This is a genomic window from Roseibium album (assembly GCF_001404515.1).
Taxonomy (GTDB): Bacteria; Pseudomonadota; Alphaproteobacteria; order Rhizobiales; family Stappiaceae; genus Roseibium; species Roseibium album.
The window spans coordinates 235659-249564 of sequence record NZ_CXWE01000001.1 but is presented as its reverse complement, the minus strand read 5'-3'; the positions used below and the strand labels follow the sequence as shown (position 1 = coordinate 249564).

At 55.6% G+C, this 13906-nt stretch carries 17 protein-coding genes; 9 read left to right on the top strand and 8 right to left on the bottom strand.

The window, feature by feature from the left end; all coding sequences use genetic code 11:
- Positions 1-6: 6 nt before the first annotated feature.
- On the bottom strand, positions 7-393 hold the full coding sequence (locus LA5095_RS01170; RefSeq protein WP_055112595.1) for a VOC family protein: 387 nt from the start codon (positions 391-393) through the stop codon (positions 7-9).
- Between the two features lie 342 nt (positions 394-735).
- Entirely contained in the window at positions 736-909 is a 174-nt protein-coding gene (locus LA5095_RS32605; protein WP_158510320.1) for a hypothetical protein, read from the bottom strand.
- A 234-nt stretch (positions 910-1143) separates the two neighbouring features.
- On the opposite strand from LA5095_RS32605, the gene LA5095_RS01160 reads away from it, so the two are divergent.
- Together LA5095_RS01160 and bfr are read left to right on the top strand one after the other, a co-directional pair.
- Complete coding sequence (locus LA5095_RS01160; RefSeq protein WP_104702190.1) at positions 1144-1626, top strand: fasciclin domain-containing protein; 483 nt, start codon at positions 1144-1146, stop codon at positions 1624-1626.
- A 271-nt stretch (positions 1627-1897) separates the two neighbouring features.
- Positions 1898-2383, top strand: coding sequence for a bacterioferritin (bfr, locus tag LA5095_RS01155; protein WP_055111213.1), 486 nt, complete (start codon positions 1898-1900; stop codon positions 2381-2383).
- 123 nt (positions 2384-2506) lie between these two features.
- Here the strand turns inward: bfr and LA5095_RS01150 are convergent, their stop codons facing one another.
- Positions 2507-4018, bottom strand: coding sequence for an AMP nucleosidase (locus tag LA5095_RS01150; RefSeq protein WP_055111211.1), 1512 nt, complete (start codon positions 4016-4018; stop codon positions 2507-2509).
- A gap of 298 nt (positions 4019-4316) precedes the next feature.
- On the opposite strand from LA5095_RS01150, the gene LA5095_RS01145 reads away from it, so the two are divergent.
- The 4 genes from LA5095_RS01145 (at position 4317) to LA5095_RS01130 (ending at position 8171) form a co-directional block, all read left to right on the top strand.
- The gene (locus tag LA5095_RS01145; RefSeq protein ID WP_055112591.1) at positions 4317-5117 is read left to right on the top strand and encodes a transporter substrate-binding domain-containing protein; all 801 of its coding nucleotides are present in this window, start codon (positions 4317-4319) and stop codon (positions 5115-5117) included.
- A gap of 150 nt (positions 5118-5267) precedes the next feature.
- Positions 5268-6074: an amino acid ABC transporter permease gene (locus LA5095_RS01140; protein WP_055111209.1), complete on the top strand. Its 807-nt coding sequence runs from the start codon at positions 5268-5270 to the stop codon at positions 6072-6074.
- Positions 6075-6213: 139 nt separating this feature from the next.
- The gene (locus LA5095_RS01135; protein WP_055111206.1) at positions 6214-6900 is read left to right on the top strand and encodes a DNA-3-methyladenine glycosylase I; all 687 of its coding nucleotides are present in this window, start codon (positions 6214-6216) and stop codon (positions 6898-6900) included.
- Between the two features lie 131 nt (positions 6901-7031).
- Positions 7032-8171 carry a site-specific DNA-methyltransferase gene (locus LA5095_RS01130; protein WP_055111204.1) on the top strand — a complete coding sequence of 380 codons (1140 nt, stop codon included), beginning with the start codon at positions 7032-7034 and terminating at the stop codon, positions 8169-8171.
- A 102-nt stretch (positions 8172-8273) separates the two neighbouring features.
- On the opposite strand, the gene LA5095_RS01125 is transcribed toward LA5095_RS01130, so the two are convergent.
- Positions 8274-8987, bottom strand: a complete 714-nt coding sequence (locus LA5095_RS01125; protein WP_055111202.1) for an alpha/beta fold hydrolase — start codon at positions 8985-8987, stop codon at positions 8274-8276.
- Positions 8988-9016: 29 nt separating this feature from the next.
- Entirely contained in the window at positions 9017-9391 is a 375-nt protein-coding gene (locus tag LA5095_RS01120; RefSeq protein ID WP_029063759.1) for a winged helix-turn-helix transcriptional regulator, read from the bottom strand.
- A 135-nt stretch (positions 9392-9526) separates the two neighbouring features.
- On the opposite strand from LA5095_RS01120, the gene LA5095_RS01115 reads away from it, so the two are divergent.
- From LA5095_RS01115 to LA5095_RS01105, 3 genes are read left to right on the top strand one after another with little or no spacing between them, the layout of a single operon-like run.
- Positions 9527-10141, top strand: a complete 615-nt coding sequence (locus tag LA5095_RS01115) for a glutathione binding-like protein (protein ID WP_055111200.1) — start codon at positions 9527-9529, stop codon at positions 10139-10141.
- Entirely contained in the window at positions 10138-10524 is a 387-nt protein-coding gene (locus tag LA5095_RS01110; RefSeq protein ID WP_055111198.1) for a nuclear transport factor 2 family protein, read from the top strand. Before LA5095_RS01115 ends, LA5095_RS01110 begins: the two co-directional genes overlap by 4 nt.
- Positions 10525-10526: 2 nt before the next feature.
- On the top strand, positions 10527-10739 hold the full coding sequence (locus LA5095_RS01105; protein WP_055111196.1) for a tautomerase family protein: 213 nt from the start codon (positions 10527-10529) through the stop codon (positions 10737-10739).
- A 407-nt stretch (positions 10740-11146) separates the two neighbouring features.
- Here LA5095_RS01105 and tyrS read toward each other — a convergent pair whose 3' ends face one another.
- From tyrS to LA5095_RS01090, 3 genes are all read right to left on the bottom strand, one after another.
- Complete coding sequence (gene tyrS, locus LA5095_RS01100; protein ID WP_082442714.1) at positions 11147-12424, bottom strand: tyrosine--tRNA ligase; 1278 nt, start codon at positions 12422-12424, stop codon at positions 11147-11149.
- 246 nt (positions 12425-12670) lie between these two features.
- Positions 12671-13339 (bottom strand): hemerythrin domain-containing protein, encoded by a 669-nt coding sequence (locus LA5095_RS01095; RefSeq protein ID WP_235808834.1) that lies wholly within the window; start codon positions 13337-13339, stop codon positions 12671-12673.
- An 81-nt stretch (positions 13340-13420) separates the two neighbouring features.
- Positions 13421-13870 carry a MarR family winged helix-turn-helix transcriptional regulator gene (locus LA5095_RS01090; RefSeq protein WP_055111194.1) on the bottom strand — a complete coding sequence of 150 codons (450 nt, stop codon included), beginning with the start codon at positions 13868-13870 and terminating at the stop codon, positions 13421-13423.
- Between the last annotated feature and the right edge of the window lie 36 nt (positions 13871-13906).

Genomic DNA, 13906 nt, shown 5'->3' with positions numbered 1-13906 from the left:
ACGGCTTCACGGCGGGGAGATTGGTTCCCCCACGTCGATCCTGTTGCCATCAGGATCAGCAAAGACGAACGCGCGCAGGCCATAGTTCTTGTCCTGAAGCCGCTTGATGATGCGCAGTCCATGATCCTGGCACCTTTGATAGGTTTCGGTCGCGTCGGAGACAAGCATATGCGCCACGTTGAAGGTGGCCGCCTTGTGGTTTTTTTGAAGCGTGAGATGCAGCTCTGCTTCATCCTTCTGCAATATCATGAAACCGACAGGGTCACCGTTTTCAAAAACCTTTTCGAAGCCGAAGACCTCTTTGTAGACCTGATATGATCTTTCGATGTCACTGACAGGCAGCATTGCGGCGATGCGGCCGAGACGGAGCGAGTTGAATTCTTCGGAAGGCATGGCATCCCTCTGTTTCAAATGCGAGCTGCGCGTTTGCTCCGGACGGTGCCGGTCGTCAACGCCGTTCATCGCTGTTCAGGGCAGTGCCTTGGCGGATACTAACAATTCGCTTTCAGACGTCAAACCCCGGACCAAGCAACAAAGACTTCAAACATGAAATACGGTTCAAGAAGGGAGCGAAGACGGCGGTCTGGAGATCAATCTCGGCAACCGCGTTTTGAGTGCATGTTTTTATGGTCGCCGGCGCTTGTGCCGTGTTGCCGATACGGATGGCATGCGCCTCCGCATCTTGGTTGTCCTGGCCGAAACAAGCCTTGTCGAGGCGACAGACCAACAGGACAGTCAGAACCTCAACACAAGAACGACCGCCGTCACAGTCCAGTGGCCGGCCGGGAATTTATCCAGGACATCGGCGGCAACCTGACCCTTGTTGACTGTGAGGCCACCTGCGCCAGGTGCGGGCAGGAAATAGAGAAGCGTATAGCGTGCGCCGAGGTTCGGCATGGTGAACAGCATCAGACTTCTCCTTCAGCGGTTGATCACGTTCAAATCATCCACCACGCGAAAGCAGTGCGGTTGGATCACTTGCCGGAGCGTATAAATCCGGGATCATTTTTTCCTCATCCGTTCCGAAGTACCAAGCGTAGAACCGGCGACACAGGCACTCAAGCAACATCTTGATTTGACTTGGAAAAAGTCTTTTTCCAAGGCGTTAAACCCTTGCCTGTGACCTATTTTCGGGAGTTAGTCATGAAACTGATACAGAACCTCGTCTTTGCACTTCTTCTCGTCGTGCCGCTTTCCGTTGCAAAAGCCGGTGAAAAGGACATTGTTGACACGGCAGTCGGCGCCGGTTCGTTCAACACCCTCGTTGCTGCAGTCCAGGCTGCAGGATTGGTCGACACCCTGAAAGGCGAAGGTCCCTTCACCGTATTCGCGCCAACGGACGAAGCTTTCGCGGCGCTGCCGGAAGGTACAGTCGAGAACCTTTTGAAGCCAGAAAACAAGGACCAGCTTGTTGCGATCCTGACCTATCACGTCGTCCCGGGCAAAGTGATGTCTTCTGATATCGCAGGCAAGAAAGCTGAAGTTGCTTCTGTTCAGGGCGACAAGATCTCCGTGGACGCAACCGACGGTGTCAAGGTTGACGGTGCGAAGGTTGTGACAGCCGACATTGAAACTTCCAACGGTGTCATCCACGTGATCGACGCGGTCATCCTGCCGAAGTCCTGACATCTCAGACGGGTACACATCGGCCCCATCATGTACCCTCTGTCCGCGCGGCCTCCCAGGAGGCCGCGCTTTTTTTGGTGGTAAGTTTGTCGGTAGCGCTCGATAGCGGTTGGCCGGCATTGTAAAATGCACCGTTGGCTGGAAGAAAACGCATTGAAAAAAGTTCGTACTTTTGTGAACTAGCGCTGGACACACAATGTAGAACTATTCTAAAAAGACTTTCTAGAATAATTCTAAACTATCGCATTTTAGGCTCCAAGGAGAGGTTGCCATGAAGGGAAGTGAAAAAGTCATCGAGCGCCTGAACGAAGCACTGTTTCTGGAACTCGGCGCGATCAACCAGTACTGGCTGCACTACCGCCTTTTGAGCGACTGGGGTTTCACGCGCCTTGCGAAAAAAGAGCGCGAGGAATCGATCGAGGAAATGCAGCATGCGGACAAGCTGACCGACAGGATCATTTTCCTGGAAGGTCACCCGAACATGCAGAAGGTTGCACCACTGCGCATCGGCCAGAACGTCAAGGAAGTTCTGGAATCCGATCTTGCAGGCGAATACGACGCCCGCGCATCTTACAAGACGTCGCGCGACATCTGCCGCGATGAAGGTGACTATGTATCCATGGGCCTGTTCGAAGAGCTTCTGGCCGACGAGGAAGGGCACATCGATTTCCTCGAAACACAACTGGAACTTCTCGGAAAAATCGGTGAAGAGCGCTACGGCATGCTGAATGCAGCGCCGGCAGATGAAGCTGAATAAGCCGTTTTCTTCATAGGCAGGTTATCAAGCGCGGCTCAGGGCCGCGCTTTTTTTAGCCTTCCGCGCACTCATGTCTCGCCAATAAATTCACTTTCGAAAGACAGCTGAACAACGACAGGCAGTTTACTGGAACGCAGTTTCCGCAAAGCTCCGGAGTTTTCGGGAATGCAGCCTTTCCGCGGTCATGTTACGCATCTTTTCCACGGACCTGATGCCGATCTGAAGGTGCTGGGCGACCTGACGCTTGTAAAAGTCCGTTGCCATGCCGGGCAGTTTCAATTCGCCATGAAGCGGCTTGTCGGAAATGCAAAGCAATGTGCCATACGGGACGCGGAATCGGAAACCGTTGGCGGCGATCGTGGCTGACTCCATATCAAGCGCGATCGCTCTGGACTGGGAAAAACGCTTGACCAGTTCTGACTGGTCCCACAGTTCCCAGTTCCGGTTGTCGAGGGACACCACTGTTCCGGTCCGCATCAATTTCTTCAGGTCATAGCCGTCGATGCCGGTAACTTCCGCAACGGCGTCCTCCAATGCGACCTGAACTTCGGCCAATGGCGGGATCGGGACCCAGGTCGGCAGATCCTGGTCCAGGACATTGTCGTCACGGACATACCCGTGCGCCAGCACATAGTCTCCGAGTGTCTGGCTGTTCCTGAGGCCGGCGCAATGACCGAGCATCAACCAGACATGGGGCCGGAGCACCGCGACATGATCGGTGATCGTCTTGGCATTCGACGGACCGACGCCGATATTGACCATGGTGATGCCGCTGCCATCCGCCCTTTTCAGGTGGTAGGCAGGCATCTGGGGCAACTTGGAAAGTTCCGTGCCACAGGAGGGTTCGGTCTCGCCGGATTGCGTGATCAGGTTGCCCGGCGCCACGAAGGCTTCGTAGCCACTTTCCGGGTCTGCCAGGAGTTCATGCGACATGCGGCAAAATTCATCGATATAGAACTGATAGTTGGTGAAGAGCACGTAGTTCTGGAAATGCTCCGCGGCTGTCGCGGTATAATGCTGCAACCTGTGCAGAGAATAGTCGACGCGCGGGGCGGTAAACGAAGCCAGAGGCATAATACCGTCAACGGGTTCATAGGTCCCGTTGGCAATGGAATCGTCCATCACGGTCAGATCCGGCAGATCGAAGATATCGGCCAGGGGCCGGGTCAGATTGGCGGCCGCAGCGCCCCCCTCCACATGGGTCCCGTCATAGAATGCAAAATGAAGCGGGATGGGCATCTTGCTATCGCCGACAAGAATCGGCACGTCGTGGTTCTTCATGAGAAGCGACAGTTGGCTATGCAGATAGTTACGGAAGAGATCCGGGCGCGTGATCGTGGAAGCGTGCGTCCCCGGACCCGACACGAAACCGTAGGACAGGCGGCTGTCCAGGCGGACATGACTGTCTGTCACGATCCTGACTTGCGGATAAAAAGCCCTCACCCTCTCGTCAAATTCCTGGCCCTCGAGAAGATCGTTGAAGTGCGAACGCAAAAAAGCCGTGTTCGCTTCGAAGATTTCAATCAGACGATCGACCGCTTTTTCCGCGTCTGTAAAAACTTCAAGCGGATGGGACGGCGCAAGCCTGACGCGCCGTTTTCCCGTTGGAATATCGCCATTGATCAAATTGGACATAACTGTCTCCTTATTGTTGTTATGAGGGCACAGTCCCGCCTTGCAGCGCCCGGGTCAATAGATCCAACGGGAGTTTTTTGAATTTTTTTTCACAGAGAGAAAATTTCTGCACCCGACTTTTCGACGGCCAAAAGCAGCACGCGGCATGACGTCACTCAAAACGCCGGCCCCAAAACCGATCAGGTTTCAAACGACTGACACGATCCCGCAATCTTGGAACCTGGTGCGTTCAGGAACGGTCTTTTCCGATACACCTAATGCCGATACTATCCTTGCAAATTCTGACCAGGAGCTTCCCATGAAACGTATCCTTTTGAACCTTGCGGTTGCTGTATCCTCATTGCTTGGGACCGGTATTGCAGCGGTTGCGGCCGATCTCCCCGATCTTGGTGGCAGGGATGTTGTCATTGCTTCGGAGAACACCTACCCGCCGCTTCAGTTCGTGGATCCCAAGACCGGTCAGGCAGGCGGCTGGGAATACGAGGCAGTCGCAGAGATCGCCAAGCGGCTGAACATGAATGTCGAATACGAGAACGTCAGCTGGGATGCCATGATCCCCGCAGTGTCGGCCGGTGAATACGATCTGGCCATGAACGGCATCACCATCCGCGAAGACCGGGCCGAAAAGGTTGCTTTTTCCGATCCCTATATGCGTTCGGAAATGTTCATGCTGGTACGTGCCGACGAGGACCGTTTCACGGATCCCAAGGGTTTTGGGGCCAACAACGATTTCCTGGCCGGTGCGCAACCGGGTACGACCCCCTTCTATGTCACAGTTTACGAAGTTCTCGACGGCGATGAAAACAATCAGCGCATCAAGCTCTTCGAAACATTCGGAGCTGCCGTGCAGGCACTCAAGACGGGTGACGTTGATCTGGTTCTGACTGACAGCACCGGTGGCCAGGGTTACGTCAACGCAAACCCGGACACGTTCAAACTGATCGGCGATCCGATGGGTACGGAGGATTTCGGTTTCATCTTCCCCAAGGGTTCCGAACTGATCGCACCGTTCAATGCAGCGATTGCCAGCATGCGCGAAGACGGCACGCTGGATGCACTGAACAAGAAATGGTTTTTCGACTACAAGGCCGCCCAATGACAGGTTCCGACCCGTCTCCGGACGGGTAGACCAGCTGCCACGTGGCCGGTATCGGGACAGCTCCCGGCACCGGCCACTTTCTTTTCGCAGTTACGTATCCTTGCCTGACGGCGAGGCGTCCCGACCCAGCGAACGACACAAGACACCGACATGTTCCGAAAAAAGACTTCAACGGTATCCCCGCAACAGGACTTTCCTTATTGGCTCGTTGCCGCCAGCGCCATCGCGGTATTTCTCCTGTTTCAGATCGGAACCGACGAAATTTACACGCAAGTCATGACGACGGTTTCCCGAGGTGTCGGACTAACCATTTTCGTGACGCTTGTTGCGTTTTTCCTGGCGTCGGTCATCGGCCTGCTGCTGGCACTTGCCTCGCTCTCCGGCTCGATCGTCCTGCGCCAAAGTGCAAGGTTTTACGTCGAGGTTGTGCGTGGTTTGCCGATCATCGTCTTGTTGCTCTATATCGCCTTTGTCGGCACGCCGCTGATAGTCGCCGCCATCAATGCCGTTCTGGAGCCGCTAGGTACCGGTACGATGCGCACCCGCGACTTTCCCCTGCTCTGGCGCGCCATCGTCGCCCTGATGATCGGATACTCCGCATTTATCGCTGAAGTTTTCCGCGCCGGGATCCAGACCGTCGACAAGGGCCAGATCGAGGCGGCGGAAGCGCTTGGCATGAACAGGTGGCTTCGGTTCCGCCTGATCATCTTTCCCCAGGCTCTCAAGACGATCCTGCCGCCTCTCGGTAACGACTTTGTTGCCATGATCAAGGACAGTTCCCTGGTTTCCGTTCTCGGCGTCGCCGACATCACCCAGCTTGGCAAGGTCTACGCCGCCGGGTCCTTCCGCTACTTCGAAACCTACAATGTCGTCGCGCTGATCTACCTGATGATGACCATCACGCTTTCCCTTGCGCTGCGCAGGTTCGAGCGGTCAAGGGATATAGGGGGCCGGTAAGCCACAACTGAACTGCCTGTCCGGACGGGTGTTGGCATCAATTCTTTCTTGTCTTGCTGCGGCTGCTTCTGCGAGTGTGAACTCCGTCAGGAATCCGGTAGACACAAAAGGCGGGAAAGACTTAACGGAGACATGACACATGCGTTCCCTTGAAGAGATCGAAGCACTCGCCACACAGAAAAAGGGCGGAGCCGAAAAGCTCGCGGCACTTCTTGGCGAGCACAATCTGCCCAAGTCCGAAGCCGAACTCGACAAAATCGGTGACGATCGCTGGCTTGCAATGTTTACAAAATGCGTCTTCCAGGCCGGCTTCAGCTGGAAGGTCATCGAGCAGAAATGGCCAGGGTTCGAAGAGGCTTTCCAGGGATTTGATGTCGCCCGCCTCTCCTTTCTGCCTGATGAAGCCTTCGAGGCTCTGCTCAAGGATACCCGGATCGTACGCAATGGCGCCAAGATCAAGGCCGTTCAGGACAATGCGGTGTTCCTGAAGGAGCTGGCCATAGAACATGGCAGTGCCGCACGCTTTTTCTCGCGCTACCCGGTCACCGATCAGATTGGCCTGATGGAGCTCATGAAAAAACGTGGCAGCCGCCTCGGCGGAACAACGGGTCAGCTCGCGCTGCGATTCATGGGAAAGGAAAGTTTCATCCTGACAGGAGACGTGGTTAACGCCCTGATCCGTGAAAATGTCATTGAGAATGACCGCATGTCGAAAAAAAACCTGAAGGAAATTCAGGTTGCCTTTAACGATTGGAAGACAACTTCCGGTCGCAGTTTCAACGAAATCAGCAGAATTCTGGCCTTTTCGGTCGGTACAAGTCATTAACTTCTCATTCAGCTTTTACGATTGTAAACAAAGCCTTGATTCAAAGGGAATTTTTCTTTTCTCGACTTAACCGCTGATTTACCAAACCCGGTAACCATGACACTCGAAATTGCGTGAGGTAATGCGTCGCAATGAGTGTACTGCGTACCGGGGTGTCCTTAGCGGCACCCCACCCCAATGAAAACAAGGAAGCATCCGCTTCCTGGATGAACAAGATCCTGAAGGGCGACTGCGTGTCCGCCCTTGAGAAACTGCCGTCCCGTTCCGTGGACCTGGTCTTTGCGGATCCGCCCTACAATCTCCAGCTGGGCGGCGATCTGCACAGGCCGGATCAGTCCAAGGTGGACGCCTGTGACGACCACTGGGACCAGTTCGACAGCTTCGAGGCCTATGACGCCTTTACCAGGTCGTGGCTGCTGGCCGCGCGCCGTGTAATGAAGCCGGACGGGTCGCTTTACGTGATCGGCTCCTATCACAACATATTCCGTGTTGGTGCGATCCTGCAGGATCTCGGCTTCTGGATCATGAATGACATTGTCTGGCTGAAATCCAACCCGATGCCGAACTTCCGTGGCAAGCGGTTCACCAATGCCCACGAAACCATGATCTGGGCGGTGAAATCCAAGGATGCAAAGCCGACCTTCAACTACGATGCATTGAAGACGTTCAACGACGATCTGCAGATGCGCTCCGACTGGCATCTGCCGCTATGTACCGGAACGGAGCGGTTGAAAGACGGAACCGGGCAGAAGGTGCATCCGACACAGAAGCCGGAAGCGCTGCTTTACCGGGTCCTTACAGCCTCTTCCAGGCCGGGAGACGTGGTGCTTGACCCGTTCTTCGGTACCGGAACCACCGGCGCGGTCGCCAAAAAACTGGGCCGCAACTTCGTTGGTGTCGAGCGTGAGCAGGACTATATCGATGCCGCGACCGCCCGTATCGAAGCCATCGAAGCGGGTGACGGTGAAGCTCTGGAAATGCAGCAAGGCAAGCGAGCCCTGAAACGTATCCCGTTCGGAACGTTGCTGGAAAACGGCCTGCTTTCACCGGGTGCCGAACTTACCTGTTCGAAAGGCAAGCATATTGCAATTGTGCGGGCTGACGGTTCCCTGAAATCGGGCGACCATACCGGTTCGATCCACAAGGTCGGTGCTCTCGTGCAGGGGCAGGAAGCCTGTAACGGCTGGACGTTCTGGCACACCAGGGAAGGTTCGGCCAAGTCGCCAATCGATGAACTTCGCAAGGAAATCAGATCCCGCCTGCAGGTATAAGCAGGCTGACAAGCAGAAGCGAACTTCGTGTTCCCCGCGATAGCACTTAACTCCCGCCTCCCTCTCGGAGGCGGTTTTTTCTTTTTGAACCTTTGCGCTGGCTCAGCCGAGTCCTTCCAACAGATCGGCAAGTGCCAAAGGTTCGGTCACCATGGCGTCGTGCCCGCTTGCGATCTCCTCGATGGGCCATCCAAGTTTTCTGGCACGGTCCAGGGCAACGATGGCCGGCCGGTAAGGCGGGTCAGTGCAGCGGATGTAGTCGGCTGGCAGGCTGTTGCCCACCGGGTTCTTGAGATCGAGCGCGGTCGTAAAGGTTCGAAAGGGATGAGGCGTCAGACGCGGCTCGACAAATGAAACGTCTTCGGAGCGGGAAACACCGAAGCTCTCCGCCGGTGCCGGTGGCAGAGTGAGACCGCCGCTGGTTTTCCCGGCCAATTCGGTGCGGTCTCTGGCCATGTCTTCCGGCAAAAGACCAAGCCATGTTTCACCTGCATCCAACATGATGGCATCGAGATAGATCAGCTTGGCAATCCGGTCAGGAACGACATCCGCAACACCGGTGATCGGGATACCGCCAAAGCTGTGACCGACCAGAACAACATTCTTGAGGTTCTCGAAGCGAAGATGCTGGACGATATCGTCAACGAAGGTCTGGATTGTGATATCCGGCGACAGCAAATGCGACCGTTCTCCGAGGCCGGTCTGGGTTGGTGCCGTGACGCGGTGGCCCCGCGCCCTCAACAGGTTCGCAACCCGCGACCAGCACCAGCCGCCGTGCCAGACGCCGTGAACGAGAACAAAGGTCTTTGTCTCCATGAATGGTCTTTCAATGCAATTTTTCTAAACTATTCAGCAGCTTCGGAGGCAACTTCATACCCACGCAGCTGCTTCAGTTTGTGCCCGACCTCGACGATCGCTTCCAGAGCCGGGATCAGTTCTTCTCCCAGTCCGGTCAACTCGTATTCGACCGACGGTGGCGACGTCGGGCGCACATGACGCAAAAGCACACCGCGCTCTTCAAGCTCGGACAGCCGCGCGGAAAGAACCTTCGATGACACGGGCGGAATGTCTGCCTTCAGCTCGTTGAAACGGCGCGGTCCGGCTCTCAGGCTCCAGATGACATTGGGCGCCCAGGCACCTGCAATCACTTGCATGCATTCCGTCAGCAGACACGGTTCCGGCGGCTGCGGGCTTCGGTTCTTGCGCATTTTCAGTGTCATCTTGCCTGTAACTCTGCAGAAATCAGGTTTCTCCCGGGTAACTCGAAAAACATAGTTACCATCAGTTACCTACTTGTCAACAGTGACTTCAACAAACACCTTCCCGTCATCAACATTCAGTAATGGAGCGAAACGATGAAGTTGTTTTACAAGCCCGGCGCCTGTTCCATGGCGGCACATATCCTTCTGAACGAAGCCGGTGCCCCCTATCTGCTGGAGAAGGTGGATACCGAACAAGGCACGACAGAAACCGGTGTATCTTACCTGACGACGAATCCTCGCGGATACGTGCCTGCCCTGAGGCTGGATGACGGCGCGGTCCTGACGGAAAATGTCGCGATCCTGCACTGGATCGGCGAACAGTTTCCAGAGCTTGCACCTGAATTCAACGAGCAGCCATTGCTTCGTTTCCGGCAGCTTGAACTCCTGAGTTTCCTGTCTTCCGAATTGCACAAGGCCTTCAGCCCCTACTTTTCCGGCAAGACCTTCGCGGAGGCAGAACAAGCAGTCATCCGGTCCAGGCTGGACGCCAAGCTGGGTCAGTTCAATGACCTGCTTGCGCAAGGACAATCCTACTTGATCGCAGATGCGTTCTCCGTCGCCGATGCCTACGCATTCGTCATATTGAACTGGACCAACTTCATCGGGGTTCCCCTGGATGCCTGGCCGGAAACGAAGGCCTATGTCGCGCGTATCGCCGCTCGGCCATCAACTCGCAAAACCCTGCAAGAAGAAGGGCTTGCCGCATGACCGGCCCGATCGAGGAACTGACCGGTGTGATCACCGACTATTTCGATGCCCTTTATCAGTGCGATACGGATCTGCTGCAGAAGGTTTTTCATCCCAAGGCGGTTTATGCGACCGCAGACGAGTCTCCCCTGCTGCACAGGACCATGGACGAGTATGTTCCCGTGGTCGCGGCCCGGGTGTCACCCGCCTCGCGCAGAGAGCCTCGCAACGATGTCATCGAGGAGATCCAGCTCGCCGGTAACAACACGGCCTTTGCCCGCGTTCGCTGCACCATGGCAGGCAAGGCCTATGTCGATTTCCTGACTTTCGTCCGCGAAGACGGGCGTTGGCGGATCATGGCAAAGATCTTCCAGATGAATGCACAAGCCGAAGGAGCTGCATAGCCATGCCCTATGTCAATATCCAGGTGACCCGCGAAGGCGTTACATCGGAGCAGAAAGCCCGGCTCATAAAGGGCGCGACCGATCTGCTCGTCGAGGTTCTCGGCAAAAACCCGATGACAACGTTCGTGGTGATCGATGAAGTCGAGATGGAGAGTTGGGGGATCGGCGGACTGCCAGTTGAGCAGTTTCGGGTGCAGCAACTAACAAAGGCCTAAAAAGGACGGAGCCGATGGAAACACCGGCTCCGTGTTTTTGCAACGTCTTGTGGTCGTCAGGCTGGAGGATATACCGAAGAGGCCAACGTGCTGGCTACGGATCATCCTGTTAAATTAACGCCGTGATCATTCGCCTCTGAAGTTTTCGAAATGAGTGGATCCCTGATCTCCGCTGCGCTGCGTCTGGGATGACCTTGAAAGAGGAACTGCAACCGGTTCATCTCCTCGAAGTCATCCCCGACTTGATCGGGGATCCAATGCGATTGGCATCTAACAGACCTGCTGTTTTTCCAAGTATCTAACCCAGCGAATCGTAGCAGACCAAGGACCAAGACCTTTGGACTACTGAAACTCCACCTCTTGAGTTAAGACAGTTCTGAAAACACAGTCCTGCATTCGTGTCCTTTTCATTCAAACCCGACCAACGCCTTACGGCGCCTTCCAACCGAAACGGCGAGCCGATCGTTTGCTTTCAGGTCACCGGTGCCGATCCGGCGGCGCGGGTCCTCGATGATCCGGTTGTTGAGCCGCACACCACCCCCTTCCACAAGACGCCGGGCTTCGCCATTGGATGCCGCAAATCCGATTGCGACGACGAGCTCGAGAAGTCCCAGACCTTCGGCAAGGCGTTCAAGCGGCAGCTTATGGGTCGGTTCGAGAAGGTCATCGCCGCCTGAGAACAAGGCATCTCCCTGTTGCAAGGCTGTACGCGCTTCCTCGGGTCCGTGAACGATGGTCGTTACCTGGGTCGCAAGGATCTTCTTGGCTTCATTCAGCTCCACACCCTGCAATTCGGACAATCTTTCGACTTCCTTGATCGGCAATTCCGTGAAAAGGCGGAGGAACTTGCCGACATCGGCATCGGCCGTATTACGCCAGAACTGCCAGAAGCCGAACGGTGACAGATGTTCGGGATGCAGCCAGACAGCACCGGCGGCTGTCTTGCCCATCTTGGCCCCGCTTGCAGTCGTCAGCAGAGGAACCGTGAGGCCGTGCAGCTTGCGGCCGTCACGTCGGCCGAGTTCGACACCGTTGACGATGTTGCCCCACTGATCGGATCCGCCGACCTGCAACACGCAGTCGTGGCGCTTGGCCAATTCCAGAAAGTCCACCGCCTGCAGCATCATGTAACAGAATTCAAGCACGGTCAGCGGCATCTGCGCATCAAGGCGCGACTTGACACTGTCGAACGTCATCATGCGGTTGACAGTGAACTGGGAACCATAGTCGCGGAGAAATTCCAGGAAGCGGAACTCGTTGAGCCACTCCGCGTTGTCGACCAGCAAGGCACCATCGGGACCGTCCATGTCGACTAGCCTTTCGACCGACCGGCGAATGGTTGCGATATTGGCGGAAATCTGTCGTTCTTCCAGAAGTGGCCTTGCATCATTCCTGAAGCTCGGGTCACCGATCTGGCTGGTCCCGCCGCCAAGGACGACGATGGGGCGATGGCCGAGCTTTTGCAGCCAGCGCATGGTCATCAACGGCATCAGGTGCCCGACATGAAGACTGGCGGCGGTCGCATCAAACCCGGCATATGCGGTGACCAGTCCTTCGGAAAGCGTTCGGTCCAGCGCATCCACATCCGTGCACTGGTGCACGAGACCGCGCTCCAGGAGCACCGCGAGCGCTTCCGATTTGAGCTTGGTCGCCGGTTTACCGGCTTCGATCATGTGTTTGGTCATTTTCGGCTTCCTGGTTTCCCCGCCAGGAGCCCTTGAAACCAAAAAGCCGCCTGACGCGGCGGCTTTTTTAGGTTTCTATCAAGTGAGCAAGATCCTACGCAGCCGCCGGTATGTCGGTGACGTAATAAAAATACGCAAAGGGTGCTGCTATCTTGGCCATGGCATTTTAGATGCGTTATCCGCCTCCCAGAGTCAAGCCGGATTTTTCAAGGATGATTTCAGGTCTGTCTCAGTTTCGCGCTGGTCTCAGGACAGCCCCAGCTCACTTTCGCCTCTTGAAAGAATGATCGGGACGATCAAATCCTCTTCATCGGCAAGATGCCGTTTGAGCCCCATGAGAAGCATATCGCTGGTCGCTGCATAATTGTCCGAGGCCCGCCGAATTGCGTCCCGGTCGCCCTCCTGCAGCTGACCGATCAGTTCATTGGCGCTGCCGATCACCGTCTCGATACGATGATGTATAACCTCATGATCGTTTTCCAGAAGCTCAAAGCCAGGGAGCAAGCGTTTTTCCGCCTCCATGAAGACGGGAAAATAGTGGTGATCCTCGATCATGTGATGATTGTGCAATTCGGTGAGGAAATGCTGGAGCTGCGGGGCGAACATGCCGCCAAATCTTTCGGGAGGAATCTGGCCTTCCCGAAACTGGCGCAACATGGAAATCAAGGTGTTGCCGAAATTGCGGAAACCGTCATGACGGTTGAGCCAGAAATTCGTCAATGGTCCGAGATTGCCATGCCCCAGCCACGCATCCCTCGGGTATTCCCGGAGAAGAAAAAGCCACTCCTGCGGCAAGTCCTGACGACTATCGATATCAAGCGGGTCGTTCATTTGCGCTGTCAGCCTTCGTTTGGACAGCAACTGGTGCGTCAGGTCGGTCGGCTTCCTGTTGCTTACTCTTATCAGGGGTATCATCTGTCACCAACCAATCTGCGCCCGTCGAAATCAAGTTTGCAAAACGTCAATCATGCAATTTTTCGAAAATTATCCTCGTTTTCAGGGCAACAGCTTGCCCAGCAGCTTCCAGAGTGTTTCAGCCTCTTCGTCGTCGAGATGCGCCGCAAACTCGGTTTCGACCGCTTCGCGGTAGACCGGCCACATCCTCTCAAGCAGGGCCTCACCTTCCGGTCGCAAAAAAATCATCACTCCGCGACCATCATCCGGAGCCCGCCTCTTGTCCACGTACGAGGCCCCAACCAGCCGCTCGATCAGCCTGGAAACGTTATACTGCGCCAGAAGCATTCGCTTCTCAATATCGACGGGCCTGAGGCCAACCCCGTCTGCACGCCGCAATTCCAGAAGAACATCATACCAGCCAAGTGGCGGGAAACCCTCCGCCTTCAGGCGGACTTCCACGCGGGAGAGAACTGCACCACTTGACCGTTGCAGCCGCGCCCAACATTCCATCACATCCGGGAAATGCCGGTCTTTCAGGTTTCCAGTCATGGTCAACGCATAGAACTTTAATGCATGTGCATCAAT

Bases quoted from the DNA above. Each gene is read 5' to 3' on its own strand.
- LA5095_RS01170 (WP_055112595.1), bottom strand. From the start codon at position 393: ATGCCTTCCGAAGAATTCAACTCGCTCCGTCTCGGCCGCATCGCCGCA.
- LA5095_RS32605 (WP_158510320.1), bottom strand. From the start codon at position 909: ATGCTGTTCACCATGCCGAACCTCGGCGCACGCTATACGCTTCTCTAT.
- LA5095_RS01160 (WP_104702190.1), top strand. From the start codon at position 1,144: ATGAAACTGATACAGAACCTCGTCTTTGCACTTCTTCTCGTCGTGCCG.
- bfr (WP_055111213.1), top strand. From the start codon at position 1,898: ATGAAGGGAAGTGAAAAAGTCATCGAGCGCCTGAACGAAGCACTGTTT.
- LA5095_RS01150 (WP_055111211.1), bottom strand. From the start codon at position 4,018: ATGTCCAATTTGATCAATGGCGATATTCCAACGGGAAAACGGCGCGTC.
- LA5095_RS01145 (WP_055112591.1), top strand. From the start codon at position 4,317: ATGAAACGTATCCTTTTGAACCTTGCGGTTGCTGTATCCTCATTGCTT.
- LA5095_RS01140 (WP_055111209.1), top strand. From the start codon at position 5,268: ATGTTCCGAAAAAAGACTTCAACGGTATCCCCGCAACAGGACTTTCCT.
- LA5095_RS01135 (WP_055111206.1), top strand. From the start codon at position 6,214: ATGCGTTCCCTTGAAGAGATCGAAGCACTCGCCACACAGAAAAAGGGC.
- LA5095_RS01130 (WP_055111204.1), top strand. From the start codon at position 7,032: ATGAGTGTACTGCGTACCGGGGTGTCCTTAGCGGCACCCCACCCCAAT.
- LA5095_RS01125 (WP_055111202.1), bottom strand. From the start codon at position 8,987: ATGGAGACAAAGACCTTTGTTCTCGTTCACGGCGTCTGGCACGGCGGC.
- LA5095_RS01120 (WP_029063759.1), bottom strand. From the start codon at position 9,391: ATGACACTGAAAATGCGCAAGAACCGAAGCCCGCAGCCGCCGGAACCG.
- LA5095_RS01115 (WP_055111200.1), top strand. From the start codon at position 9,527: ATGAAGTTGTTTTACAAGCCCGGCGCCTGTTCCATGGCGGCACATATC.
- LA5095_RS01110 (WP_055111198.1), top strand. From the start codon at position 10,138: ATGACCGGCCCGATCGAGGAACTGACCGGTGTGATCACCGACTATTTC.
- LA5095_RS01105 (WP_055111196.1), top strand. From the start codon at position 10,527: ATGCCCTATGTCAATATCCAGGTGACCCGCGAAGGCGTTACATCGGAG.
- tyrS (WP_082442714.1), bottom strand. From the start codon at position 12,424: ATGACCAAACACATGATCGAAGCCGGTAAACCGGCGACCAAGCTCAAA.
- LA5095_RS01095 (WP_235808834.1), bottom strand. From the start codon at position 13,339: ATGATACCCCTGATAAGAGTAAGCAACAGGAAGCCGACCGACCTGACG.
- LA5095_RS01090 (WP_055111194.1), bottom strand. From the start codon at position 13,870: ATGACTGGAAACCTGAAAGACCGGCATTTCCCGGATGTGATGGAATGT.